This is a genomic window from Acinetobacter sp. TYF_19 (genome assembly GCF_043105125.1).
Classification (GTDB): domain Bacteria; phylum Pseudomonadota; class Gammaproteobacteria; order Pseudomonadales; family Moraxellaceae; genus Acinetobacter; species Acinetobacter johnsonii.
The window spans coordinates 71681-94729 of the sequence record NZ_JBICLH010000019.1 but is presented as its reverse complement, the minus strand read 5'-3'; the positions used below and the strand labels follow the sequence as shown (position 1 = coordinate 94729).

At 42.8% G+C, this 23049-nt stretch carries 26 protein-coding genes; 10 read left to right on the top strand and 16 right to left on the bottom strand.

Annotation, left to right across the window (positions count from 1 at the left end; genetic code table 11):
• Positions 1 to 123: 123 nt before the first annotated feature.
• The 5 genes from thyA (at position 124) to msrA (ending at position 3871) form a co-directional block, all read left to right on the top strand.
• On the top strand, positions 124 to 966 hold the full coding sequence (thyA, locus tag ACF8FD_RS02420; RefSeq protein WP_281963791.1) for a thymidylate synthase: 843 nt from the start codon (positions 124 to 126) through the stop codon (positions 964 to 966).
• 116 nt (positions 967 to 1082) lie between these two features.
• Positions 1083 to 1595 (top strand): dihydrofolate reductase, encoded by a 513-nt coding sequence (locus tag ACF8FD_RS02415; RefSeq protein WP_114836426.1) that lies wholly within the window; start codon positions 1083 to 1085, stop codon positions 1593 to 1595.
• Positions 1596 to 1621: 26 nt separating this feature from the next.
• Positions 1622 to 2674, top strand: coding sequence for a DUF4105 domain-containing protein (locus ACF8FD_RS02410; RefSeq protein ID WP_205667217.1), 1053 nt, complete (start codon positions 1622 to 1624; stop codon positions 2672 to 2674).
• A gap of 95 nt (positions 2675 to 2769) precedes the next feature.
• The gene (locus ACF8FD_RS02405) at positions 2770 to 3228 is read left to right on the top strand and encodes an META domain-containing protein (protein WP_234955265.1); all 459 of its coding nucleotides are present in this window, start codon (positions 2770 to 2772) and stop codon (positions 3226 to 3228) included.
• Between the two features lie 115 nt (positions 3229 to 3343).
• A complete protein-coding gene (gene msrA / locus ACF8FD_RS02400) occupies positions 3344 to 3871 on the top strand; it encodes a peptide-methionine (S)-S-oxide reductase MsrA (protein WP_062035011.1) in 528 nt (175 codons plus the stop codon).
• Between the two features lie 57 nt (positions 3872 to 3928).
• Here msrA and ACF8FD_RS02395 read toward each other — a convergent pair whose 3' ends face one another.
• From ACF8FD_RS02395 to ACF8FD_RS02375, 5 genes are all read right to left on the bottom strand, one after another.
• Positions 3929 to 4333, bottom strand: a complete 405-nt coding sequence (locus ACF8FD_RS02395; RefSeq protein ID WP_004692473.1) for a biopolymer transporter ExbD — start codon at positions 4331 to 4333, stop codon at positions 3929 to 3931.
• Entirely contained in the window at positions 4333 to 4956 is a 624-nt protein-coding gene (locus ACF8FD_RS02390; protein ID WP_004692475.1) for a MotA/TolQ/ExbB proton channel family protein, read from the bottom strand. The genes ACF8FD_RS02395 and ACF8FD_RS02390 overlap by 1 nt, the downstream gene beginning before the upstream one ends.
• 19 nt (positions 4957 to 4975) lie before the next feature.
• Complete coding sequence (locus tag ACF8FD_RS02385) at positions 4976 to 5743, bottom strand: energy transducer TonB (RefSeq protein WP_062035013.1); 768 nt, start codon at positions 5741 to 5743, stop codon at positions 4976 to 4978.
• A gap of 215 nt (positions 5744 to 5958) precedes the next feature.
• The gene (purU, locus tag ACF8FD_RS02380) at positions 5959 to 6825 is read right to left on the bottom strand and encodes a formyltetrahydrofolate deformylase (RefSeq protein WP_004692478.1); all 867 of its coding nucleotides are present in this window, start codon (positions 6823 to 6825) and stop codon (positions 5959 to 5961) included.
• A 71-nt stretch (positions 6826 to 6896) separates the two neighbouring features.
• Positions 6897 to 7598 carry a TetR/AcrR family transcriptional regulator gene (locus tag ACF8FD_RS02375; RefSeq protein WP_005400842.1) on the bottom strand — a complete coding sequence of 234 codons (702 nt, stop codon included), beginning with the start codon at positions 7596 to 7598 and terminating at the stop codon, positions 6897 to 6899.
• Positions 7599 to 7714: 116 nt separating this feature from the next.
• Between ACF8FD_RS02375 and ACF8FD_RS02370 the strand changes: the two genes are divergently transcribed.
• The 4 genes from ACF8FD_RS02370 (at position 7715) to ACF8FD_RS02355 (ending at position 11587) form a co-directional block, all read left to right on the top strand.
• Positions 7715 to 9163 carry a coniferyl aldehyde dehydrogenase gene (locus tag ACF8FD_RS02370; protein ID WP_224216784.1) on the top strand — a complete coding sequence of 483 codons (1449 nt, stop codon included), beginning with the start codon at positions 7715 to 7717 and terminating at the stop codon, positions 9161 to 9163.
• A gap of 159 nt (positions 9164 to 9322) precedes the next feature.
• On the top strand, positions 9323 to 9559 hold the full coding sequence (gene rpmB, locus ACF8FD_RS02365) for a 50S ribosomal protein L28 (protein WP_010325866.1): 237 nt from the start codon (positions 9323 to 9325) through the stop codon (positions 9557 to 9559).
• Between the two features lie 12 nt (positions 9560 to 9571).
• Positions 9572 to 9727: a 50S ribosomal protein L33 gene (rpmG, locus tag ACF8FD_RS02360; protein WP_003654787.1), complete on the top strand. Its 156-nt coding sequence runs from the start codon at positions 9572 to 9574 to the stop codon at positions 9725 to 9727.
• Positions 9728 to 9871: 144 nt separating this feature from the next.
• The gene (locus ACF8FD_RS02355; protein WP_392453065.1) at positions 9872 to 11587 is read left to right on the top strand and encodes a cation:proton antiporter; all 1716 of its coding nucleotides are present in this window, start codon (positions 9872 to 9874) and stop codon (positions 11585 to 11587) included.
• 56 nt (positions 11588 to 11643) lie between these two features.
• Here the strand turns inward: ACF8FD_RS02355 and ACF8FD_RS02350 are convergent, their stop codons facing one another.
• The 6 genes from ACF8FD_RS02350 to ACF8FD_RS02325 form a co-directional block, all read right to left on the bottom strand.
• Positions 11644 to 11922: a hypothetical protein gene (locus tag ACF8FD_RS02350; protein ID WP_004692486.1), complete on the bottom strand. Its 279-nt coding sequence runs from the start codon at positions 11920 to 11922 to the stop codon at positions 11644 to 11646.
• A 105-nt stretch (positions 11923 to 12027) separates the two neighbouring features.
• Positions 12028 to 12531 (bottom strand): DUF6586 family protein, encoded by a 504-nt coding sequence (locus ACF8FD_RS02345; protein ID WP_004692488.1) that lies wholly within the window; start codon positions 12529 to 12531, stop codon positions 12028 to 12030.
• 75 nt (positions 12532 to 12606) lie between these two features.
• Positions 12607 to 12996, bottom strand: a complete 390-nt coding sequence (locus ACF8FD_RS02340) for an ASCH domain-containing protein (RefSeq protein ID WP_058868885.1) — start codon at positions 12994 to 12996, stop codon at positions 12607 to 12609.
• Positions 12997 to 13009: 13 nt separating this feature from the next.
• Positions 13010 to 13270, bottom strand: a complete 261-nt coding sequence (locus ACF8FD_RS02335; RefSeq protein WP_004692489.1) for an RNA-binding protein — start codon at positions 13268 to 13270, stop codon at positions 13010 to 13012.
• A 103-nt stretch (positions 13271 to 13373) separates the two neighbouring features.
• Entirely contained in the window at positions 13374 to 15362 is a 1989-nt protein-coding gene (locus tag ACF8FD_RS02330) for an ATP-dependent helicase (protein ID WP_392453062.1), read from the bottom strand.
• A 155-nt stretch (positions 15363 to 15517) separates the two neighbouring features.
• The gene (locus ACF8FD_RS02325; protein ID WP_392453060.1) at positions 15518 to 16672 is read right to left on the bottom strand and encodes a glycerate kinase; all 1155 of its coding nucleotides are present in this window, start codon (positions 16670 to 16672) and stop codon (positions 15518 to 15520) included.
• 300 nt (positions 16673 to 16972) lie between these two features.
• Between ACF8FD_RS02325 and ACF8FD_RS02320 the strand changes: the two genes are divergently transcribed.
• Positions 16973 to 17422, top strand: coding sequence for a carboxymuconolactone decarboxylase family protein (locus ACF8FD_RS02320; RefSeq protein WP_392453059.1), 450 nt, complete (start codon positions 16973 to 16975; stop codon positions 17420 to 17422).
• Between the two features lie 83 nt (positions 17423 to 17505).
• On the opposite strand, the gene ACF8FD_RS02315 is transcribed toward ACF8FD_RS02320, so the two are convergent.
• From ACF8FD_RS02315 to ACF8FD_RS02295, 5 genes are all read right to left on the bottom strand, one after another.
• Positions 17506 to 18075: an HdeD family acid-resistance protein gene (locus ACF8FD_RS02315; RefSeq protein WP_392453057.1), complete on the bottom strand. Its 570-nt coding sequence runs from the start codon at positions 18073 to 18075 to the stop codon at positions 17506 to 17508.
• A 119-nt stretch (positions 18076 to 18194) separates the two neighbouring features.
• A complete protein-coding gene (locus ACF8FD_RS02310; RefSeq protein WP_392453100.1) occupies positions 18195 to 18953 on the bottom strand; it encodes a hypothetical protein in 759 nt (252 codons plus the stop codon).
• 1 nt (position 18954) lies between these two features.
• Positions 18955 to 19761, bottom strand: coding sequence for an NYN domain-containing protein (locus ACF8FD_RS02305; RefSeq protein WP_087011340.1), 807 nt, complete (start codon positions 19759 to 19761; stop codon positions 18955 to 18957).
• Between the two features lie 96 nt (positions 19762 to 19857).
• The gene (topA, locus tag ACF8FD_RS02300) at positions 19858 to 22500 is read right to left on the bottom strand and encodes a type I DNA topoisomerase (RefSeq protein WP_392453055.1); all 2643 of its coding nucleotides are present in this window, start codon (positions 22498 to 22500) and stop codon (positions 19858 to 19860) included.
• Between the two features lie 36 nt (positions 22501 to 22536).
• Positions 22537 to 22986, bottom strand: coding sequence for an ammonium transporter (locus tag ACF8FD_RS02295; RefSeq protein ID WP_004692510.1), 450 nt, complete (start codon positions 22984 to 22986; stop codon positions 22537 to 22539).
• Positions 22987 to 23049: the final 63 nt, after the last annotated feature.

Sequence of the window (23049 nt, the reverse complement as noted above, 5' to 3'; positions counted from 1 at the left end):
ATCTCGAGTGCGCAATAAGGCACAATTCAGTATAATCATCCGCAGATTTTATAATTTAGAGTGGAAAGTACAGGCACATCTATTAAGAGGTCTGTTCCCCCGAAGTGTTTATTTGAGAGTTTTATGAAAACGTATTTAGACCTGCTACAACACATCCTCGATCACGGTGGTGATAAAGGCGACCGTACTGGTACAGGTACGCGCTCGGTATTTGGTCATCAAATGCGCTTTGATCTTTCTCAAGGCTTCCCTTTATTAACCACTAAAAAAGTACACTTTCGTTCGATCGTGATTGAACTGTTGTGGTTCTTAAAAGGCGATACCAATGTGCAATATTTACAGGACAACAAAGTCAGTATTTGGGACGAATGGTCAACCGCAGAACAAACTGCGCGTTTTGGTCGCCCAGAAGGTGAACTGGGGCCTGTGTATGGTCATCAATGGCGTAATTTCGGTGCAACAAAAAAAGCCGACGGTTTGTATGAAAAAGATGGTTTTGACCAAATTGCTTGGTTAATCAATGAAATTAAAACCAATCCAAACTCACGCCGTCTGATTGTATCGGGTTGGAATCCACAAGAAGCTGGGCAAGTTGCTCTTCCTCCGTGCCACACTCTATTCCAGTTCTTTGTCCATAACGGCAAACTGTCTTGTCAGCTCTATCAGCGCAGTGCCGATGTATTTTTAGGTGTGCCTTTTAATATTGCCAGTTATGCGCTACTCACTCATATGATCGCACAAGTCTGCGGTTTAGGTGTGGGTGACTTTGTCTGGACGGGTGGTGATACGCATTTATATGCCAACCATTTTGAGCAAGCGAAGCTTCAGTTAAGCCGTGAACCTTTAGGGCTGTGCCAACTGAAACTCAATCCTGCGGTTAAAGATATTTTCGATTTTAAATTTGAAGATATCGAAATCGTGGGTTATGAATCGCATCCCGGGATTAAAGCACCTGTTGCTGTTTAAAGTAGATCAAGTCCAATTCAATCTCGCATTGAATCAGCGGGATTAAGGTTTACCCATAGATGTTCTTCCTCTCCTTGAGAAAGAATGAGAAATATGAACCGACATTTGAGCGCGTTATGGCCTTTCAAAACTTAGAAGTTGTACATGTAGTCGCAATGGATCAGCAACGCTGTATTGGTAAAGGCAATGACCTACCGTGGCATATTTCAGCCGATCTAAAACACTTCAAAGCCATCACCCAAGGTGGTGTGGTCATTATGGGCCGTAAAACGCTCGAATCGATGGGCCGTACTTTACCCAAACGTGTCAATTGGGTCATTACTCGCGACACTTCTTGGGCTTTTGAAGGCACAAAGGTGGCTTACAGCATCGAAGAAGCTTTAGCGCAAGCTGTTGCCGATGTTCAAGCTTCAGAAAAACCTGACAGTATTTTTATCATTGGTGGTGGTGAAATTTTTAAACAGACCATCGACATTGCGGACCGTTTAGAACTCACGCATGTTGAACTCGATGTGCAAGGTGATGCGCATTACCCTGCCATTCCAGCAGCATTTAAAAAAGTCGCGTCAGAACAACATATTGATGACAAAACTGGAATTGCTTTTGAGTTCGCAACCTATCAAAAATAAAGTATATTCTTTTTGCTAAAAGCACGATGCACAACATGATCAAAATAGAATTTTGGCGGACACTGGGCTTTGGATTACTCCACACCCTGTTTAGTATTTTTGTCTTGTTCAGTTCAATTTGGCTGTGTTTTGCATTGTGGATTCAAGAACCTTTGGGCTGGTTGGTCAGCCGTATTTTTATTGGGATCTGGATTGCTTTTGCGCTCAGCATTTTAGGCATCTATATCACCCAAAGCTTTTTTGGTCGTCGCCTCGATATCGTTCTTTATCTCCTTGGTTTTTTATTGGCGTTGTCTTGGTATTTTAGTTTAGATGCACGTCAAGACCGCGACTGGCAACCTGAAGTAGCAAAAATCTTGTATTATGAAAAACAAGGCGACCATGTCACCCTTCATAATGTCCGTAATTTCACATGGCACCCAGACGGCTCCTATACTGAACATTGGGATACCCGCTCTTTCGATCTAAATCAAATCACTGGGGTCAATATCATTACCTCATACTGGATGGGGCCGCAAATCGCACATACCTTGGTTAGTTTTGATTTTACCAATACTGCACCACTGACCTTTTCCATTGAAATTCGCAAAGAAAAAAATGAAGAATTTTCAGCGATTGGTGGTTTTTTTAGAAAATATGAGCTGAGTTTAGTGGCCTCAGATGAGCATGATATTGTGTATACCCGTAGCAATATTCGTCATGAACACGTCTATTTCTTTCCTGTTCGCCTCGGACAGGCTGAAAGTAAAGCACTGTTTGTAGAGTATTTACATAAGGCAGACGAGCTTGCCAAGCATCCTAAGTGGTATAACACCCTTACCAGTAATTGCACCACATTGGTGTTTGATATGGTTCAAGCCGTTTCACATGACGCTTTACCAACCGACTATCGTATTTTAGCTTCAGGTTATTTACCGAACTATCTGTATGACTTAGGCGCGATTAGTCCACAATGGGATATGAAAACATGGTATCAAAAAGCCTATATCAATCCACGTGTAAGCAAAGAAACAGAGTTAACCAGTCGTGAGTATTCACAGCTTATTCGTCAGGGCTTACCCGTTGACCAAACACGCTAAAGTCTGCAACGAAAAGCTGTAAGTTAAAACTGGCAATCAACGACAAAATTTGCTTTGATAGTTCAGACGATACATCACAATAAGAGTCTGATCCCATGTTAAAAAAACTGATTGCAAGCAGTCTTTTAGCGAGTAGCTTAATCATGACTGGCTGCCAAACGACACCACCGCCATCCGACACCATTGAAATGGCCAACATTCAACAGCTTCAGCAACGGACTTGGATTTTGACGCAAATTGGCAATACCGAAATTAAAACAGCACCCAATGAACGTAATATTCCAAGCCTTCAGTTTTCAGCTGATAACCGCATCAGTGGTGCAGATGGCTGTAACCGCATTATGGGCAGCTATACCGTCGGACGCGATACGCTCACCTTGAGCCAGCTCGCAACCACCCGAATGGCCTGTATCAATAACAGTACTCTCCCGCAACATTTCCAAGAAGCGCTGGCAAAAGTGACGCATTACCAAGTGTTTGGTAAAACTCTGAAACTGCTCGATCGACATGGCAACTTGCTGCTACAGTTTGGCTCTGCCATTCAACCACGTTAAATTATTTCTATAAAAAAGCCTGTAATCACAGGCTTTTTTAATCTGTAGCAGACAACATTGTACTGCACCAATCAGCCCTTATATAAACAGATATAAACACAATTAGGATTTTAAAATGCAACAAGCACTCTTTGGTGGTGGATGTTTTTGGTGTGTAGAAGCGGTTTATTTAGAGCTTCAAGGCATACATAAAGTGACCAGTGGTTATGCAGGTGGAGATACTGACAACCCGACTTATGAAGATATTTGTCGTGGCGATACCAACCACGCCGAAGTTATTTTAATTGATTTTGATGAAACTCAAATCAGCTATGCTCAGCTACTCGATGTGTTTTTTGCCACTCATGATCCAACAACACTCAACCGTCAAGGCAATGATGTCGGCACCCAGTATCGTTCAGTCATTTATTATTTTAATGATGCGCAGCGTGCTGATGCAGAGCAAACGATTAACGACTTAAAGGCAGAAGGTCTCGACATTGTGACCGAACTCAGCCCTGTACCGACGTTCTATTCGGCTGAAGACTATCACCAAAACTTTTACGCTCGTAACCCATCTCAAGGCTATTGCAACTTTGCCATTCCGCCAAAACTGATGAAGCTGCGCTCTAAGTTTCAGGCTTTATTGAAAGACAACAAATAATTCAAGAATTCACCATAAAAAAAGCGACTTCAAGAGTCGCTTTTTTTTAACATCAACTTAGTTATCGCTGACGAAAGCAATATCTGCCAGTCCAGCTTCACTCGCACGAGACATCACTTGTGCGACCATATCGTAACGAGATTCTTTATCTGCACGAAGTTGAACAGTTGGCTTGGTTTCCAACTCACCCGCTTCATTAAAACGCGTTTGTAGTTCTTCCAAGCTAATCACTTGATTATCCCAAGCCACTTCGCCTTTTGCATTAATGCTCACGGTAATGGCTTTAGGTGGAGGATCTACAATATCAGCTGTCGTTTTTGGTAAAGTTAATGGAATTGATGGGTTGGCAACGGTCGCTGTCACCAAGAAGATGATCATCAAAACCAGCATAATATCGATCAGCGGAATGAGGTTCATCTCATTCATGCCAGCATCGTTATCGTCACCCAATTGAAAAGCCATTAAGCTTGACCTCCAACTAAACCTTGTTGAGTCGCTTTACTTTCTACTGCCGCAGGTGCTGAGTCTTGTTGTAACATGGTATCAATTAGCAAGCCATGTGCTTGGTCTTGAAGCTCATGTGCCAAAGTACGGTTTACACGTGCACAGATGTTATACGCTAACACCGCAGGAATCGCGACAGCCAAACCTAAACCCGTCATGATCAATGCTTCACCCACAGGAGTTGCAACTTGCGCTAAGCCCGCTTGACCACTTTTGCCAACAGCAACAAGAGCATGGAAAATTCCCCATACTGTACCAAACAAACCAACGAACGGTGCAAGCGATGCAATCGTGCCTAGAACTGAAACACCTTTCTCCGCATTCGCTTTTTCAGCAGAAATTTGACGAAGGAGTGCTTGTTCTGCAACTGCTTTACGTTGTTCAAAGTTCAGTACAGCAAACTTTGATTTTAACTTAGCTAAAGCTTGTGAAAGTTGAGCATAAGCTTGTTGTTTCAATTGACGTGTACCCATGATACGTAAAACAAAGATGGTCCACGTTGCAATCGACATTGCCAACAAGATGAAATACAGTGTTTTACTGACTGCATCAGCATGTTGCCAATAAACTGAAAAGTTCATACTCGAACTCCTGATAAAGTTAGCGTTTTGTATTCAATTCTAAATCAAATGGTTGCTCAGCCCGAATTGGATAAGCTACACCATTTTCTTTATAAGGTTTAAATTTAGCGCCTTTGACAGCTCTTAAAATCTTTTCATCTAAAGCAGGCACACCACTTGAGCGCGTAATACGGGCATTCACAATCGACCCTTTTTCATTCGCCTCAATCAGCACCACGACTCGACGGTTTTCACCTTGTAAATCTTGATTACTATAAACTGGTTTTGGAGAGCGGCTCCATTGCACACCTGAACCACCAATCGACACCGACCGCGGTGAAGTATCGGCAGGCTCAGCTTGAGTAACAGGTTTAGCTTGCTCTGGTTGCACGACAGGTTTTTCGACTTTTTTCTCTGTAATCGTCGTGGTGACTGTCGGTTTTACTGGGGTTTCGGTTGGTTTAACAACCGGTTTAACCACTTCTGCTTTTTTAACTTGTTGAACCTTTTCTACCTTTTTCGGTGGAGTCGGTTGTGGTTTTTCCACAATCTTCACTTCCTTCGGCTTAGTCGGTTCCTTTTTCGGTTCTTCTTTCGGCTTAGGCGGTAGCGGTTTTGGTGGTTCTTGAATTTTAACGAAACGAACCTTCAATGGTGCTTTTTCAATCGGTTTGAGTTCAGGAGCTTTCATGTGGTTCACTGCCCACAATACGCCCATATGGCCCACGACAACCGCGATCAAAGCAGCAAGAACTTTCTTTTTCATCGGGTTGGGAGTCTGCATAGGAGAAATAACTGTTGAACTCATTAAAATCGGTGACCTAATTTAAGCGGAGTGGCCACTAGGTTGGTTTCCACTATAACGCTTATCGGTTAGTACAATAAAGTAGCGCAATGATAAATGAGAAGTGTTTTCATTTGCAACTATTAATTTGTCACTTTTTATGGTTTTTTCTAATCATACCCAAACAAAAAAGGCATACTTAATGTATGCCTTTTTCAATCTTGCTTGCAACCAATTTTTTATTGGAAAACGACTGTTTTGTTACCATCAACAATAATACGGTCTTCTAAGTGCCACTTCACTGCACGTGCCAAGACATTACGTTCAACATCCTGACCCAATTCACGTAATTGATCAACCGTAAAGTCATGGTTCACACGCTCTACATCCTGCTCAATGATCGGACCTTGATCCAGATCCGCAGTGACATAGTGCGCAGTTGCACCAATGAGTTTTACACCTTTTTCATGCGCTTGCTTGTATGGGTTTGCGCCAACAAAAGCAGGTAGGAAGGAGTGGTGAATGTTGATCACTTTCATTTCCCACTTCTCGACAAATGCTTCATCTAGAATTTGCATATAACGCGCAAGTACCAATAAGTCATTGCCTTGCATTAATTCATCAATTTCAGCATAAGCTTCGCGTTTGTTATCCTTCGTTACAGGGACAACTTCAAACGGAATGCCAAAGTTCTCAACCGCTTCGCGTAAAGTTTCATGGTTAGAAATCACTTTGGTGATTTCGCACGGCAAACCGCCACGCGCATGACGCCATAACAGCTCAAGTAAGGCATGATCTACTTTAGATACCAAAATCCCGACTTTTTTCACGTCGCTGACCAGCGCCAAACGCCATTGCATTTCATAACGCTCAGCTACATTTGCAGCAAAAGTTTGAGTGATGCTTTCTTTACGAGACTGTAAATTGTCCAGTTCAAACTCAACACGCATAAAGTAACGTCCGCCCTGAGCTTCAGTCGCGTATTGATCAAGCGCAGTGATATTCGCGCCTTGATGATACAAAAAGCTCGATACAGCTTGCACGATCCCTGGCTTATCTTCACAAGTAATCAGTAAACGTGCCGTGTTAGCAGTTGTCATATTCATGTCAGTTTAAATCAGTAAAATGAAAATCAAGCCGAGTATTCTAGCGCTTTTTACTCAGCTGTCAAAACACCTTATGGCTTATCATCCGATTTAAATGACGCCAAGCTCGAAAACAGTTCAGACGGCCCCATCGTATCCAACAAGCGCTCATACGTCTCACGACTTTCACCACGCAAATAGGCCCCTTCTAAGAACACCATTTGACGGAGAGCCTGCCAAACCCACTTTTCTTCTAATGTATTGGAGTCAGTGATATGACCCGACATATAAAGGAAGTTGGTCCAGTTGGTCAGTACAATCCATAAATTGATAATCAGGGCTTCAATTTCTGACGACGTCATTTGCATCAGACCGGCATCAACAAAGGCCTGATAGATCTTTTGCCCTTGTTGCATCACTTGCCCTGCAAAACGTGGGTACATCTTGCGGAAGTCTTCATTGTTTTCAACCAAATGATAGACATCACGGTGTAAAAAGCGATAAGCCCACAACTGGCTGCTTAGCACCTGAAAATAACGAATTTTATCATTGGCATCTAACAGACGGTCATCGGGCAAAGCCAGCATTTGTAGCGTTTCGCCTTGATACTGCTCCATGAGCTCTTTGATAATTTCACTTTTATTGCGAAAGTGATAATACAAATTGCCCGGACTCATATTCAATTCAGCGGCAATATGATTGGTCGTAACAGAACGTTCTCCACGCTCGTTAAAAAGCTGCAAACTGAGTTGCAAAATACGTTCTTTGGTTTTCAACGTTTTAGTTTGAGACATCCTAAAATAACCATTCATTCAGTGCATTAGAAGACTAACACATAAAGTAACTTGACTAATTAGAGCAATTACTCTAAAAATTAAACATAAATTGAAATTTGAAATGGTAGTGCGGCATGAACAGTCAAACAAAAACAACTTCATTGACACCACATTCTTATGATATTCAGCACCTACATGATGTGCTTGAACAGCAAAAGCACGCTTATTTACGTTATCCATTGCCAACCGCAAAAGAGCGTATTGACCGTTTGGCACGACTTAAGCGTATCTTAGTTAAGTATCAAGATCAATTTGCAGAGGCAATTAATCAAGACTATGGCAACCGCTCCACCAGTGAAACCAAAATTGGGGAATTACTCACCTGCCTTGAACACATCAAATATTATAGCAAGCATTTAACCACGTGGATGAAACCCTCGAAACGTCACGTTTCCATCATTCACCAGCCGGCTAAAGCATGGGTGCAATATCAACCTTTAGGTGTGATCGGTATTATTACCCCATGGAACTATCCTTTATTACTCTCGATTGGACCCTTAATTTGTGCTTTGGCGGCAGGTAACCATGCCATGATCAAAATTTCCAGTTCATCGAGCAACTTTGGTCGTATCCTTGAAAAAGCGCTCTCCGAAGCCTTTCCTCAAGAATTAGTTTCCGTGACCAATGGCGGTGGTGCGATCTCGGATGCCTTTTGTCGTCTGGCTTTTGACAAACTGATTTTCACAGGTTCAACCAATGTCGGTAAAACCGTCATGTCTGCTGCGGCAGAGAACCTCGTTCCATTGATTCTCGAACTTGGCGGAAAATCACCAGTATTAGTACATCCTTCTATTCATTTACGGGATGTTGCACAGCGGATTGCTGCAGGTAAACTGTGGAATGCAGGTCAAACCTGTGTTGCACCTGACTATATGTTCTTGCCTAAAGGTAAAACTGCCGAGTTCATTGAGCACTTCCGCGAGTGTGTGGAAGAGATGTATCCCGACATTCTGCATAATCCAGACTACACCTCGATTATTAATGACCGCCAATACAACCGCTTGCAAGGCTATCTTGAAAATGCACGTGAGCATGGAGCGCAGGTGGTTGAGATCAACCCAGCCCATGAAACCTTCTCCGATACACGTAAAGTGCCCCCTACACTGTTAACTGGGGTCACACCTGACATGCGTATTATGCAAGACGAAATCTTTGGGCCACTGTTGCCGATCATGGAATATGATCAAATAGACGATGTTATCGAGTTTATTAATAGCCGTCCGCGTCCACTTGCATTATACTACTTCGACTTTGATCAGGCGCGTGCAGATTATGTTGCACAGCGTACTCATTCAGGGCATTTCGGACAAAACACGGTTTTGACCCATGTCGCACAAGACGATTTACCATTTGGTGGCGTTGGTGCATCAGGTATGGGGAAATATCATGGTCCAGAAGGTTTCTTCAGTTTGTCGCATGAACGGTCAGTGATGTCGAATCCCAAGTTATATAGCTTGAAATTCATTCTCCCACCGTTTAACAAACCAATTCACAAGTTGATTTCAAAGACCCTTCTTCGCTAAATGATCAAGGCATGACCTATCGCACGGGTTCATGCCTAGTTTTAATGAAAATCGCTTGTCTTTTAAGCGCATTTTTGGTATAAAACGCCCCTTGAATGATTTCATCCGTTTACTTAATAACTAGCGCACAATCGGTGCTGTCTAGCAATGGAGTTCACCATGTCTAAGGTTTGCCAAGTTACCGGCAAGCGTCCAGTCGTTGGCAACAACGTCTCGCACGCCAATAACAAAACCAAACGCCGGTTCGAGCCGAACCTGCATCACCACCGTTTCTGGTTAGAAAGCGAAAAACGTTTCGTACGTCTTCGTCTAACTACAAAAGGTATGCGTATTATCGACAAATTGGGTATCGAGAAGGTTGTTACTGACCTACGTGCTCAAGGTCAAAAGATCTAAGGAGTCTGAACCATGCGTGATAAAATTCGCCTAGTTTCTACTGCTGGTACAGGTTATTTCTATACCACAACTAAGAACAAACGTACTATGCCGGAAAAAATGGAAATCAAAAAATTTGATCCAAAAATCCGTCAACACGTAATCTTCAAAGAAGCTAAAATTAAATAATTTTAGTTTTTTGGAAAAAACGACCTGCTTTAGGTCGTTTTTTTTTGCTTTTTTTTCGTTCGACTTGTTAAACTTTTAATCTCTTTTGGCACCTTTTGTGCTTTGCTTCTTTTTCACCCTTAACTTTTGCTTAAGGAGTTTTTAGTGCCTCATGACGTAGATCTCATTATATTACTTGCTGTCGGTTTTGGGCTCGCGCTCATTTTCGGCTATCTTGCCGTACGCTTACGCCTTCCCCCACTCATTGGTTATCTGATTGCGGGTATCATTATTAGTCCCAATACCCCGGGTATTGTCGCGGACATTCATCTAGCGAACCAATTGGCTGAACTTGGGGTCATGTTCCTCATGTTTGGTGTGGGCATGCATTTTTCTCTCAATGACTTATTACAAGTTCGACGCATTGCACTGCCTGGTGCTATTTTACAAATTGCTGTCGCGACCCTGCTCGGAATAGGCGTCAGTATGATCTGGGGTTGGAGTTTTGGCTCTGCCTTGGTCTTCGGCTTAAGCCTGTCCTGTGCCAGTACAGTTGTATTACTCAAAGCACTGGGAGACCGTGGTCTACTCAATTCAGTCAACGGTAAAATTGCCGTAGGTTGGCTCTTGGTTGAAGATCTGGTCATGGTCTTGGTGCTGGTACTCTTACCCGCTACAGCAGTGCTACTCGGTGGAGAGGTCCTTGCAGGCGGTGCTGATGATAACATTTGGCTTACCTTAGGCATCACCTTACTTAAAGTGGTAGGTTTCATCGCTTTTATGCTGATCATCGGGAAACGTCTTGTTCCAATGATCATGCAATTTGTCGCTCGTCTTGGTTCACGTGAACTGTTTACCTTAACCGTGATGGCTGCTGCGGTCTCAATCGCCTTTGGCGCGTACAAAATTTTCGGTGTTTCCATGGCACTGGGCGCTTTCTTTGCCGGGATGGTCGTTAAAGAGTCTGACTTTAGCCACCGTGCCGAAGAAGAAACCCTTCCTCTACGTGAAATTTTTGCCATTTTGTTCTTTGTTGCAGTGGGTATGTTATTTGACCCGCGCATCTTAGTGGAACAACCGGTGCATGTGCTTGTAGTCGTTGCAATTATTATGGTCGGCAAAACTATTGCCGCTATGGCACTAGTACTCTTTTTCCGCTACCCCATCAATACTGCCCTCACCGTCGGTGCGTCACTGGCACAGATTGGTGAGTTTTCCTTCATCTTAGCGACACTCGGGGTTTCACTTAAACTCTTGTCCTTAGAAGGGCAAAACCTAATTTTGGCAGGAGCACTTATCTCCATCACCTTAAACAGTTTTGTGTTCTCCGCAATTGAGCCTGTACAACGTTGGATTCGTGAGCGCTCACATCTAGCACGCTTACTTGAACGTAGTGGTGACCCATTGGCAATGCTGCCTGATGAAGTCTCTCAAGACTACTTACGTGACCAAGTGGTAATTGTTGGGCATGGTGAAGTGGGCCGTCGCATTACCAAACAATTGATGGCTGAAGACATTAAAGTAGTGATTGCGGAAGAAAACCGTGAAATTGTAGAAAACCTGCGTGAAAAAGGCATTGCGGCAGTTTCTGGGATGGCGACAGACCCTGGGGTACTGATTCAAGCCCATATTCAGCATGCGCGCCTGTTGGTACTTTCCCCGATGGATATTTTAGATATCCATAAAATCGTGGATATTGCCAAAACCCTCAATCCTGAGATTCAGGTTTTGGTATGTGCAGAAAGTAAAGAAGAAGCTGAAGTGATTCGCCGCGATCAAATTGGTGAAGTTTATTTTGCAAAAGAGGAAATGGCGAAAAATATGAGCAATCATATTTTAAATCAAATTCAGATTGCACATCATCAAGCACCCACCCACTAAGGAACAAACACTGATACAAAAAAACGCACTGTTCAGTGCGTTTTTTCTTATTCGACTTAGCTGAAGAACTGTGGCTTTTCGTCCACCACTTCCGCTTGCCACTCGCCCACTTGTTTTTCAAGTAAGCCGTATAAAGCCGCTTGCACCATCTGCTGAGCAACGACAGTTGTCTGGTCGCCCAATAATGCTTTGAGCTCTTCATTAAACTGGATCGTGACTAAAGGCGCACTCTCCGAACCTGCGTTACGTAGTGCGAGCTCACCACCTTCAAGTTGAACCAATTCTAAAATTGCTTCTTGATTTCCAAATAATTCTTTCAATTGTTCTATAGACATATTTCCTCCATGTTCAACATGGTGGCAAAGGCAGTTGCACTTTGCTTCGCTTAGACTTATTGATATAAGGACAAATTTTCAAACTTCAAGCGCTGGTCATCGCTTTTAGAATTCAACCATCTCATTCCGAAAGCCATCGATCAACGCCGTTAAGTCTCGATGCCACTCGCGTAAAATTTTGGTATCGGGTAACCATGCCTGAGGAGTTTGAGTCACTTTGATGATCAGATTCGATGAAGTTTCTGACTCAGGTTCAGGTGTACTCGGCTCTGGCGCATACTGACACAAGCGATAAGCACGTTTTAACTCGGCAATGAAACCTTCTTTCGACAGTTGTTGCATCACAGTCACTTCAGGCGAGACTTGTCCTTTAGCTGCCATATGCTCTTCTATGGACTTCAACGTCGGGTTTAAGTCATTTAAGCGGTAGTAACGGACCAACTCTTGTAGAAACGCAAGCACCGCGCCATGCAAGTGAAACACAGCAGCCTCACGGTAAGCCTGAGCTTGTTGCACATGATCAATTTGTTCTGCTTGTTGACATGAAAGTCGAGCAAAGTAGAGTTTTTGGTTAGTGCGATCAGCATGGTAACGGGCAACACGAGTCATGAAGGGTGTTCCTAAGTTTTGGCGTTTATAACAATTCTAAGAGTAATCTTTCTATACAGCAGCGCATAATAAAAATTATGCATGATCTATTTCAATAAAATAAATCTTTCTTTTTGCTATGACAGGCATCGAAATATGCATGGGACGCACATTTGTGAGTACCCAAGCCCAATATCCCTCTTCCCAATATGATGCCATCGCCGAATCAAGCTCATCTTCTCTCCATGAGTGAATCGACTCAACATCAACCATAGCAACAGCATACCCCAACTCTTCATCGTCCTCGTGGGTTAAATAGTGCTTATTTTCCACAATAATCAAATCTTTAAGTGGCCATTGCTCTGGTCGCCAAGAACGGATCTCTAAGGTTTTATTTCCTTGAGAGATTTGTCGTCCCATCGGTGCAACAATCGATAAAGCTGGATAGATTTTTTTCACTTTATCCCATAAAAAAGGAGCATCCATTGCTCTTTTTTACTTATGCTTCTGGCTTCTCAGGTTTATCTTCCGCCTGTTTGACGCGAATACCAGTACCATGCAAACGTAGTGTATTAAGCCCTTTAATGGCTTTAATCGCTTCACGTGCATGCGGCATTTCAACAAAAGCAAAACCTTTCGATTTACCTGTTGCTGCATCAAGGATTAAATTACATGATGCAACTGTGCCATATTGCTTAAATAATTCAAGCAGTTCAGCTTCAGCCACTGTACGCTCTAAATTACGAACTAAAATTTTCATCTTACAACCTTCAAAAATAGGCAAAATCATCAAAAAGCAATCGCCTACGCTACTTTCTGAACATTGCACAACAAATACCACAATGTAATCTGTTTAGTTTAGTTTAATCGAGATTAATCCCAAAATCTAAATTAATCGATTGGCGCTCAATTAAAGCACTCTTTACCGTTTGCTGACGAGGCTTATGATGGGTTTCCATGCTACACAAATTTCGCGTCAGATCATTCAAAAAATAACTTTCGACTTTGCGCCCTTGCTCATCAATCACGTCTCGCGCCCACAGACTTAAATTTTGCTTGGTTAAAATCAACTCATTCTGAGCACGGGTCAGTGCCACATACAAGACCCGACGCTCTTCTTCGACATCATTAAAATCACCTTGGGCACGTGCATGCGGATATTGCCCCGGGGTGACATTGACGACATAACAGACTTTTTGCTCTGTACCTTTGGCCGAGTGAATGGTAATCAGAGTGACGACATCACTATCTGACTGGCGTTCGATTTCAGAAATCGACACAGGATCAAGCACATATTCCTCTAGAAACTCACTCAATTGGGTATGTTTAGAAGCCAATTGTTTAACCAGTTCAAAGTCACCTTGGCGGCGGTTCCAGTCTTTTTTATAATTTTCAGCCAATTGTGCTTCAATCGCTTGAATACCCAAACCGACGCAAGCCTGTACTTCCTGTTTCAGTACCGTCATTTGCTTCATGATCAACAATGTTTCAGCAGGAATCCGTCCAAATTTTTCTAATTTATCAAAGATCAAATCAAACTCAGGCTCCAATAAAAGTTGCTGAGCAAGACGGCTTGCACCGACATCTCCCACCCCATTCCACAAGGTAAGAAAACGCATCCATGCAATATCATCGAGAGGATTGGCAATCACGCGCAGCAAGCTCAGTAAATCTTTCACATGCGCGGTTTCAAGCAGTTTCATGCCCCCAATAAATCGATAGGGGACATTGGCTGCAATACATGCTGCCTCAATATGCCGTGCTGCAAAGCTAGAACGCACCAAAACCATATGATCCGACCATTTACTGCCTTGTAAGTAATGGCGCTCTTTAATGTCGATCGCAATCCATTTTGCTTCATCAAACTCATTTGGGAAAATATGCATGCGGGGCTTCACGCCCTCACCCCGATGAGCATCTAGGCGTTTGTTATATTGAATCTCAGATTGATCGAGCAGCCAATTGGAAAGGTCTAAAATTTCTTGGGTTGAACGATAATTTTGCTCCAATTTAAACACCTGAGCATTCGGCACACGGGCTTTAAAATGGTGAATATTTTCAAAATCTGCTCCACGGAAACCATAAATCGACTGTGCATCATCACCGACGCAGAACAGGCTCACTTTGTCTTTGAGAGGTTCAAGCAAGGTCCACTGCAAAGGGTTGGTGTCCTGCATTTCATCGACCAGCATGTGTTTACAGAGCGATGCCACATAGTCGGCTAAACCATCTGACTGGTCGAGTGCTGAAGCCACGATCGCCAAAATATCATCATAATCTAAAAAGCTACGAGCACGCTTGCGTGTCTCGTACTCTTTCATGATTTCCGCAATTTGATCTTTAAAAGCCAAATGCTCAGGATGCTGTTTTTCTAAGGCATCACTCAGCTTCTGACGCGTATTTCGTGCAAAAGAATACAGATCACATAGTTCTTGCGGTTTAGGCAGTTGATTCGGATTTTTCTTGTCATCTTTTCCACGAATCAGACGAAACATCATCACTTGATCATCACGATCAATAATTGAAAACTGCTCTAAACCAAAGGCTTTCGGTACACGGCGCAGCAGATACATACAAAAAGTATGAAAAGTAGAAGCGCGCAGCCCTTTGGCTTGCTCACCTAAAGCCAGCTCCACTCGCGCCACGATCTCGCTGGCTGAACGGCGGGTAAAGGTTAGAATTTGAATTTGGTTGGCAGGAATCCCTTGATCAATTAGGTACGCCGCTCGTGCCACAATGGTTTTCGTCTTGCCACAGCCAGCCCCTGCGAGCACCAGACTGTGTTGCGACTCAGTCCTGGCAGCTTGTTTTTGTTGCGGGTTTAATTCATCAATTAGGCTGGCTAAACTCATAATCACTCATCAATTCGTGGATGCTGCTAGTCTAACAAATCTATGACATCAATATGAGGCTACAGCAACGATTATCCATTTCTGTCTAAAATACACCTTCAAATCTGGGGTTAAGACCTTATGCTCGAACCACTTACTGCCTCAAATATTTAAAATTAAGCTTGCTCAGTATGCTTTAAAAGCAAAAGTCGAGTGATGTCCTCACAGCTGTTTTGCAAATTCTGCTCTGCGTTTTTCAATGCTGTTGCTAAATCACAATCAGGTTTATTGATCGAAACAATTTGACTAAACCCTTCATCAAATAATGCTTCAACATCCTCTCCGACACGTCCAGCAAAGGCAATCACAGGTTTATTCAACTGCTTGGCTAACTGAGCCACCGCCCACGGCGTTTTGCCAAACTTGGTTTGGAAGTCGATACTGCCTTCACCCGTGAAAATATAATCAGCTTGCTTTATTTTCTCCGCCAGTTGAGTTTGCTCAATCACCCACTTCGCGCCAGACTGAAGCTGAGCGCCCGTAAAGGCCATTAGACCAAAACCTAGCCCTCCTGCTGCGCCTGCCCCTGCGACATTCCGTATCTGTAGATTAAGCTGTGTTTCCACCACATCTGCAAAGTGACTCAAGTTTTGATCCAACTGCTCAACTATCTCTGCGCTCGCCCCTTTTTGCGGGCCAAACACATACGAAGCGCCTTGCATACCACATAGTGGGTTGGTCACATCAGAGGCAATCAAAACTTGTACTCGTTGCAAGCGCGGATCTAAAGCCTGCATATCGATTTGTTCAATATCTTGTAAATGACCACCACCAACGGGCACGTCCCGCCCTTGTGCATCTAAAAACCTTATTCCAAGTGCTTGTGCCATACCACTACCTGCATCATTGGTGACACTGCCCCCAAGAGCCAAGATGATTTTGGACACGCCTAGATCCAATGCATGCCGAATCATTTGCCCCGTTCCCAAAGTCGTAGTCAGGAGTGGATTGCGTTGCGTAGGTTCAAGCAGATGAATACCATTGGCTTTGGCCATTTCAATAACAGCCGTTTGCCCGCCATCAAATAAGCCCCAATACGTTTTAACGCGTTGTAATGGCAATGGACCTGTTACTTCACATTCGACTTTTTGGCCAGCTAAAGATGTTAATAAAGCATCGACTGTGCCTTCGCCGCCATCTGCCATGGGTACATGTATACATACAGCATCAGGGATTATGTTTTTAATTCCACGCTGCATCGCCACACAAGCCTGTTCTGCTGTCATACTTTCTTTAAAAGAATCAGGCGCTAAAATAAAAGTTTTCATCATCCATCATTTTTTAGAAAATTTAATTTATTAATAACACGATTGATAAATTTCCCGCCCGCATTTTTCTCTTTTTATTTTCCTTGAGACAGTTCGTTATCATTGAAGTTGATTACATCTCGATAAAGTTAAAATAGACTCAATGATTCTTTAATTCTAAACATAGAAGAGTTTTACTATGCGCGTCACCAAAACGACCACCTTGACTCATTTGTTTTAATGCATAAATTAAACAAAGTGCCAATCAATTAGCCGATAAAATCATTACTAAACATTCAAGGCTCTTAAAAAAATAGGTGATGTATGCAACGTATTAATTTGGGAAAAGTCGCACCTGAACTGTATAAAACAGTATTAGAACTCGAAAACTTATCCATGCAAAAAGTCCAACAAGCAGGTCTTGAGATTGGGTTTTCACACTTACTGAAACTGAGAGCCTCACAGATTAACCAATGCGCATTCTGTGTGCGTATGCATACACAAGATGCCATGAAAGCAGGCGAATCAATGGAACGGATTGCCCTCATCAGTGCATGGCAAGAAAGTGGATATTTTTCCGAAAAAGAACGCGCCGCGCTGATTTTAATTGAAGAAATTACACTCATTGCTCAGCAGCATTTCCCCGACTCGGCGTATCAACAAGCAGCAAAAAACTTATCCGATGCAGAAGTTGCTGCTATTGAATGGATCGCGATTGTGATTAACACGTGGAATCGTGTTGCGATTTCAAGTCAATATGCCGTCAATCCATAAGCCTGCCATTCAGCTTTTCAAATGATAAAAGCACACGAAAAAGGGAGCCTGCATGAGGCTCCTTTTTATGTTTTAAGAATGGTTTATTCAGATTGGCTTGCTGGTGGAATCTGCTTAATGGCTGCCGCTAGAGTCAGATAATTAATCCCTTGGAATAAAATATCAAAAGCAAGGAATAAGCCCAGCACCCAAAATGGGGCATCTGGTGTTGTTAAAATCATAATGCCGGCCAGCAGAGTTAAAACACCAGAAAAAAGTGTCCAGCCCCAACCTTGGAATGCTCGAAATAATATTGCATTAAAGATACGAATGACCCCTGCAATAATCAAGAAAACCGCTAAAACACTGGTCAATACAATGGCTGTTTTCACAGGGGTGCTAAATGCATAATAGCCTGCGACCAAATACAACACACCAAACAATGCCCATAACCAGCGGAAGCCACCCTCAAAAACCTTAAAGGCTGCGATGAAGTGTAGAACACCACCTATCATCATCAGCACGCCAAAGATAAACACTACGGATAAGGTGGCAAAAGGCAAAGCGGCCAAAAGGACGAAACCAAACAACACCAATAAAATCCCTAAACCCAAATACCATTTACGATTTTCATGGAGCTGATGGCGAACTAAATCATTACCGACTGTTTTCATCTTCTTCTCAAGTTTGATTTTCGTTCACTTAGTTTTAACATGTTTTGCAGCGAACTTGTAGGTTTGAGTTTATCCACACAATCAATCCATGCTGTGGATAAACACAGCATTATCCACAGTTACTTTTTCCACCCAATTTCAATCGCAGTGATCTCATTCACCAATGTTTCATCAATCGATTCAGGCATTTTACTCTGTGTTTGTGAGGTTGGAATGTGCCCAGCCATTAATTCAGCTTTGGTTTGAGGGAACAGTGGTTGTTGATTTGGATATGCATAACCCGCAGGATACATGGGCTGTCCTGTGGCTAAGTCGTATTTATCACTGGCACCAAAGGCATGTAAAAGCTCATGTGCAAGCACGACTTTGTTTTGCTCGGTTTGCTTGTTAGATGCAAATAAATTCACCGAACCGATGCGGCCTTTTTGCAAAGCTGTCGAGTGTTTAAGCTCTTTAGTCAGTGCTGGGTCATAATAGTTCAAATACAAAGTAACAGTTGGTGCACCATCTGAACCTCGATGGTTTTTCCATGCATAATAACGGAACTTTAAACTCCACAAGACCGTATCCAATAAACTTGCTTGTTCAGGCACTTTCGGCGGTAGCTGTTTGAGTTCGCGCCCAAGTTGGAAATAAATCGCAATCGGTTGGCCGCGATATGTCGCCGACATCTGCTCTAAATAACCCTGTACCCCTTTTAAGTTTGCAGGCGTCAATTGCTGTATATATTGCTGAGTTGTACCTTGCCCATCTGCATTAACTGGATGGAGTAATACAATAATGGGCTTACTCCAATCTTGGTTCTGATCACGATAAGCATTCACAGCAACCACCAATAAAATGAGCAGCAAGATTAAAATACGAAGTTTTTTCCACATATTAAGAGACACTCTGCTTTTTCATTTTTCTTAAATACATTTGACTCATATCAATTTTAGTTTCGAATAAGTTAAGTGTTTTAATTAATCCTGACAATTTAGCGCGACCATAATTTCGTGAATCAAAATCAGGTTTTACCGCACTAATATATTGCCCTACCATGCTCAAATTAGCCCAGCCATTTTCATCAGCATTATCTTTAACGGCTTTATAAACCAAATTTAAAGTTGCTCGATCAATCATTTCAGGAGCAAGACCTTCTTTTGATTGACTACTCATCTTTTGATCTATAACTTTCAATGTTTCCGCTATCTTCTTATTATCAGAATCCACAATATCTTCTTCTTCATTATTCTTAAGATCGCTATCTGAAATTAAATTTTCTATATAAATGAATTTGTCACAAGCTTTCTTAAAAGCCTCTGGAGTTTTCTTTTTCCCAAATCCATAAACACTTAAGCCATTTTCACGGATACGAGATGCTAAAGGGGTAAAATCACTATCGCTAGAAACGATACAAAAACCATCCAAGGCCCCAGCATAAAGTAAGTCCATCGCATCAATAATTAAAATCATATCTGTAGCATCTTTACCTTTTGTATAGGCAAACTGCTGAACTGGCGTAATTGCATGAGGTAAGAGAACCTCACGCCAATTTTTCAAAGTGTCGCTACTCCAATCACCATAAACACGCTTGACACTAGCAATACCATATTTAGCTACTTCTTCAAGTACTGATGGAATTGCACTAATAGATGAATTATCAGCATCAATTAGCACTGCAAATTTTTTTGTTTGTATTTCCACATACACCCCAAATATTATGATTATTTGAGAATCATTTTGACATAAAAAATGCCCACCAAAGTGAGCATTTCTTGATTATTTCTAAGCAATTAAAACTTAAGCTTCAACCCATTTTCCATCATTGAACACCAATGACCATTTGGTTTGCTTACCTTCAGGCGTTTCAGAACCAATATATTGCGCTTGATTCTTACGGCTAAATTTAACCAAAGTTGGATTCCCTTCAGGGTCAACATCAGGTGCTTGCAAAATAAACTGATACTTCGGATCGAGCTGATCGGCAACACTACGAAGTTCCGAAACTTTTGGTGCACGTGTTTCACGTACTTTCGGGAACTTACTTGCCGCCAAGAATAAACCAGCCGCCCCATCACGTAATACAAAAAAGTCATCATGCTTAGTTGAACGTAAATGTTCCATCTTAATCGGGTCTACACGCGGAGGTGCAGGTTGACCACTTTTTAAGACTTTACGTGTGTTATCACAGCTTGAGCAAGCAAAATAAGGACCAAAACGCCCCGTCTTCAGCTGCATTTCCCCATCACACTTATCACATGGAATGGTTGGGCCATCATAACCTTTGATCTTGAACTCACCTTCTTCAAGTTCAAAACCAGCACAGTCTGGGTTATTACCACAGACATGTAGCTTACGACCACCATCGATCACATAGCTGTCCATCGCAGTTTCACAGATTGGACAACGTTTTTTCGACATCAAATCTGCTGTTTCTGCTGCGTCATCATCAGAAAGTGCGGCAAGTGATTCAACTGGCGTTAAGTTCAACGTGCCTTTACAACGCTCTTTCGGCGGTAAGTTATAGCCCGAACACCCTAAGAAGACACCTGTGGTTCCCGTACGAATCTGCATTGGACGGTCACATTCTTTACAGTGAACCGCTTCTACCTCTACTGGTTGATTGCGGCGCATACCGCCTTCACCTTGCGCATTGGTCAGACGTTTTTTAAAGTCGCCATAGAAGCTGTCGAGCAACTCTTTCCAATTGCGTTCACCATCGGCCACTTTATCGAGCTGACCTTCTAAGTCCGCAGTAAAGTCATAGTTCATGAGATTATTGAAACTTTCATCTAAACGATCAGTAACAATCTCACCCATTTTTTCTGCATACAGACGGCGGTTCTCGAGTTTGACATAACCACGGTCTTGAATGGTCGAGATAATCGCCGCATAGGTCGATGGACGACCAATGCCCTTTTTCTCAAGCTCTTTCACCAATGATGCTTCAGTAAAACGTGCAGGTGGCTTGGTAAAGTGTTGCGATGGATCTAATTTTTCGAGCTTCAGGATTTCACCGACTTTGACCGCAGGCAATAACACATCATCGTCTGACTTGTTTTGACCACGGACTTTAGTGAAACCATCAAAGACTAAGGTGCGACCTTTGGCTTTAAGTTCAACACCGTTGACATCCACTAAAATAGTCGATGACAAGTATTCTGCTGGTGTCATTTGACACGCGACGAATTGACGCCAAATCAAATCATACAAACGTTGTGCATCACGTTCCACACCCACCAAGCTGTCACCTTTTAACGCAACATTCGATGGACGAATCGCTTCGTGGGCTTCTTGTGCACCCGCTTTGTTACCATAGCGGTTCGGCTTAGCAGGCAGATACTTCGCACCAAACTCGGTCTCAATATGATGACGTACCATATTCACCGCATCGTCGCTCAAAAACGTCGAGTCGGTACGCATATAGGTAATAAAACCCGCTTCATACAAACGCTGCGCCAACATCATGGTTTTCTTCACAGAGAAACCCAAACGTGTACTGGCTGCTTGTTGTAACGTCGAGGTGATATACGGCGCGCTCGGATTCACCTTGGTTGGTTTATCTTCACGTGCTGAAACTTTGTAATCTGCGTCTTTAATGAGCTTCAGTAAAGCATCAGTATCGGCTTTATTGCGTAGCTTTAAAGCTTTACCTGCTTGTTTGACGGCTTCTAAACGAATCTCATCGCTCTGTGACTTGGTGTCTGCAAAAACTTGCCAGTATTCTTCGGGAATAAACGCACGAATTTCACGCTCACGCTCAACCACCAGTTTAACTGCGACAGACTGAACACGACCTGCCGATAAGCCACGGGCAATTTTTTCCCAAAGTAAGGGCGAAATCATAAAGCCGACGACGCGGTCTAAAAAGCGGCGTGCTTGTTGCGCATTAACTTTATCGATATCAAGGCGTGCTGGATGCTTAAATGCATCTTGAATGGCATTTTTGGTGATTTCGTTGAACACCACACGTTGATAACGTGAGTCATCCCCACCAATCACTTCTTTTAAATGCCAAGCAATTGCCTCTCCTTCACGGTCCAAGTCCGTTGCGAGATAGACCTCGTCAACTTGCGAAGCAAGCTTTTTCAGTTCAGCAACCACATGCTCTTTGCCTGGAAGCACTTCATAATGTGCTTTCCAGTCATGCTCAGGATCAACCCCCATACGATTGACCAGTGCATTTTGTGCTTTTTCAGCTTTCTGAGCATCGGTCAGTTTGGTTCGTGTTGCTGGCTTCTTTTCTGCAGTCTTACTAGAACCACCTGTAGGTAAATCACGCACGTGACCCACAGACGACTTCACAATGTAATTCGAGCCTAAATATTTATTGATTGTTTTCGCTTTTGCAGGCGACTCCACAATCACTAAAGCACGCTTTTTCCCAGCCTCAGGAGAATCTGCTGTAGTACTTTTGGATGTGGACCGAGGAGCTTTCGCCATATTAACCGTTAATCCTGTTTCAATGGGTCTGTAAAATTAAAGTTCAGCCAAAGACTGTAAATATGCTTTCATGGCATCTAACTGGGTTGCTCTTAAGTCAGAATGCTCATCCCAATAGAGTCCCACGCAGTTTGCTTGCATATCAATAGCATAAATACCCTTTAATTCAATGGGTAAATGTTTAAACTTGTCATCACCTGTAATGAGCTCAAGCTGCTGATCAACAACGCGAGCGCGCATTAAAGGTAGGCGTGCTTCTGGAATCAGGACACTGTAGTACGCCACCATGCTGGCCCGGTTTTCCGAAGCCATTGGTATTTTCGTCCAGTCAGGTGCTGCGACTAAACGCGGGTGTAAACCCATCTTGCGCGCTTTATCACGCATTTCACCTAAAGCTTTTTCTCTTGGACTTACACGAAGTCCAAAAATCGAGCCGAGGATGAATAAGATGATAAATCCGACAACCCAAATTCCAGTATTTTCCATAGCACAACCTTTTTATTCCTTTATTAGAGTTGCATAAGCACAATATAAAACGCAAGTTTGAAC